Source organism: Paraburkholderia sp. SARCC-3016, assembly GCF_031119615.1.
Lineage (GTDB): Bacteria > Pseudomonadota > Gammaproteobacteria > Burkholderiales > Burkholderiaceae > Paraburkholderia.
On sequence record NZ_JAVHZD010000083.1, the window covers coordinates 1 to 2,595 of the forward strand.

Here is a 2,595-nt window from a genome sequence, read left to right on the forward strand (position 1 = left end):
CGTAGCCATGTCGTTCTGTGAGCCAAGGAGTTGGTAGAATGTTTTGTCTTCCTAAGACCGCTTGGCCTCCGACTTAGCACCGCAGCCTGGAAAGGCCTGAAGCCGAGGCCGACCATCACGGCCCCGGCGATCGCGACCGGCGTCCCGAACCCCGACGTGCCTTCGATAATCGCGCCGAACGAGAACGCGATCAGCACGCACTGCAAGCGCCGGTCGAACGAGATATGAACGATGGACTCTTTCACGATCTCGAACTTGCCGCTCACGACGCTCATCGTATAGAGGAACATCGCGGCCAGCACGATCCAGATGATGCCCAGAAACCCCGACAGGGTGCCGAGTGCAAACGCCGAGACGGCCGATACCAACGGCATCCGGAACACGAGACATGAGATGACGAACGCAGCGATGACGCCGAAGAAGGCCGCGTACGGCGCGGAGATGCCGAGGTGCACATTGCCCTGCGAATCGCGATGCCGGTGCAATGCGATGAAATAGAGCAGCGTCAGGATTGGAATGGCAGCGGCGATCGTCGAAAGAAGCGCATTGCCGAACGGGTTATAGGTTTGGTGGTACATGGTCCTTCCTCTTTCTTGTCTTAGGATTAGGGACTACCGTGCACTTTTCCCGCGTAAGGCGGTCATTCGGCCGAGCCTCGCATGCTTTCTAATTACCGACGCTCGCCTTACATCCAAGATGTATAGCGGGGTGCATCGTCGAGGTCAAGTTTTGCTGCAGTTTGCGCAGCTATCAGCAGACGCAGACGGGCTGCGCAATGCCGATTGGATGGAGTTCGTGCTAGCGCATCGGATCCCAATCGCACATCGATGCGAACAGATTCGACTGGGCGAGAAGACGGGCGCCTGCATGATGTGGGCGCAACTGAGTTCCAGCAGACCATGCAGCACCGGCTAACGCCGCAACTCGGCAAGAAGCGCCCTTTTTGCTGTGTGCGAAGCAGCAAAACACTGCCGCGCAGTACTGCGCGGCAGGCTCCCTCGAGGCCCTTACTCTTCTGCAAATTCAGCTGGCGAGAACGAGGGCTCCGGTTTTCCGCTACTGCGAGCGGCGAGCAGAACCAGTCCGCCGCAAATGCCCGCCACGCCGAGCGCGATAAACGAAGGACCGAAGCTTGTCGAGATCGATTTTGCGTATCCCACCAGCAATGGGCCGAGCAACTGACCAAGAAAGCTTCCGCCGCCAATCACGACCCCGACGGCCGGCACCGCTTTCCTAAGCGGCAGAATCTCGGTCAAGTGAGACGAGATAAGCGGCGTCGGCATCTTCAACATGAATCCGACGGCCAGAATCAAGCCGATTTGCAGGTATAGAAAACGAACCGGGCTGAGCGCGAGACAGATCAGCAGCGCACCTGAGACGAGCATCGGAATGGCAGCGTGCCAGCGGCGCTCCTGATTACGCTTGTCCGAGCGGTTCGTGATGTAGTAGATGCCAAGCATCGACATAACAAAAGGCGCGCCCGACAGTACACCGACCATCATGCCGCTCATCTGATCGGTCGTCTTGAATATGGTCGGAAGCCATAGCGTCAGCCCGTACAGGATGATCTGGCTGCACGCGAAACCGATCACCAGCATCCAGACAAACGGTTCCTTGAAAATCGTCAGCCAGGAGTCGGCGTTCTTGTCCTTGTGCGCAGCCTGCTCTTCGGCGATGTGATGTTCGATCGCTTCGCGATCGGCATTCGACAACCAGCGCGCAGCATCGAGCCGCCGTGGGATCGCATAGAACCACACCAGACAAAATATCCACGCGGGCAACCCCTCGACAATCATCATGACGCGCCAGTCATGATGGGCGAGCACCGCGGCAGAAATCGGTCCTGCCAAAAATCCGCCGGCAGCCACGCTCAGGTTCGAGATACCGAAAGCGCGTCCCCGTTCCGATTTGATAAACCACTGCGTCAGCAGCATCGATGACGCCGCGTAGATCGGACCTTCCGCCAGCCCGAGAACGAAGCGGATCGCAAGCAGTTCTCCAAAATTGCGGGCAAGGCCTGTGAGCATCGCGAAGGTCCCGAACAGGATCAGACAGAATCCAATCAGCCGTCGCGGACCAAGCCGGAGCGCAAGATACCCGGCCAGCATCTGCGTCACGATATAACCCCACGCGAAAGAGCCTCCAACCCAGCCTGCTTGCACAGGGCTTAGCGCGAATTCCTTTGCGATGTACGGCAGCGCCATGCCGACATTGACCCGGTCGAAAAACGAGATCATGTACATCACGAAGACCGCCGGCAGGATGATGAACCAGCGCTTCTTTGCCATGTCTTTTGCAGGTACCGTCGTGTTCAAGCCCATCTGCCTGTCTCCAATGTGCGGCCCATTGCATCGCCGCCGAGCAGTCTCGCGTACCCTTGGCCAGCTGTCGGATCGGGTTCGAAGCCGGCCGGGCAGCCGGCATTGCACAATGCGAGTGGTTTAGCGCATCAACCGGCTGTTTAGCCAAGGCTGCTTCGCGAGCCGTTCCGCTTCGAACTGGCGGATCTTGTCTGACCGGCGCAGCGTGAGGCCGATATCGTCGAAGCCGTTCAGCAGGCAATACTTGCGGAACGCGTCGACGTCGAACCTGTAT

Annotated in this window: 2 protein-coding genes and 1 pseudogene; all 3 read right to left on the reverse strand. The window is 58.6% G+C overall.

All coding sequences use genetic code 11. The annotated features are described in order from the left end of the window. Positions 1 to 578 (reverse strand): L-lactate permease (locus tag QYH69_RS35710; RefSeq protein WP_308836316.1); only part of this gene is annotated, 578 nt, incomplete at its 3' end. A 429-nt stretch (positions 579 to 1,007) separates the two neighbouring features. Continuing rightward, entirely contained in the window at positions 1,008 to 2,321 is a 1,314-nt protein-coding gene (locus QYH69_RS35715) for an MFS transporter (RefSeq protein ID WP_308836317.1), read from the reverse strand. 120 nt (positions 2,322 to 2,441) lie between these two features. Then, positions 2,442 to 2,595, reverse strand: a pseudogene (locus QYH69_RS35720) (3-isopropylmalate dehydratase small subunit); the annotation flags it as partial.

Excerpts from the sequence above, each read along its gene's own strand:
- QYH69_RS35715 (WP_308836317.1), bottom strand. The coding sequence starts at position 2,321 with ATGGGCTTGAACACGACGGTACCTGCAAAAGACATGGCAAAGAAGCGC.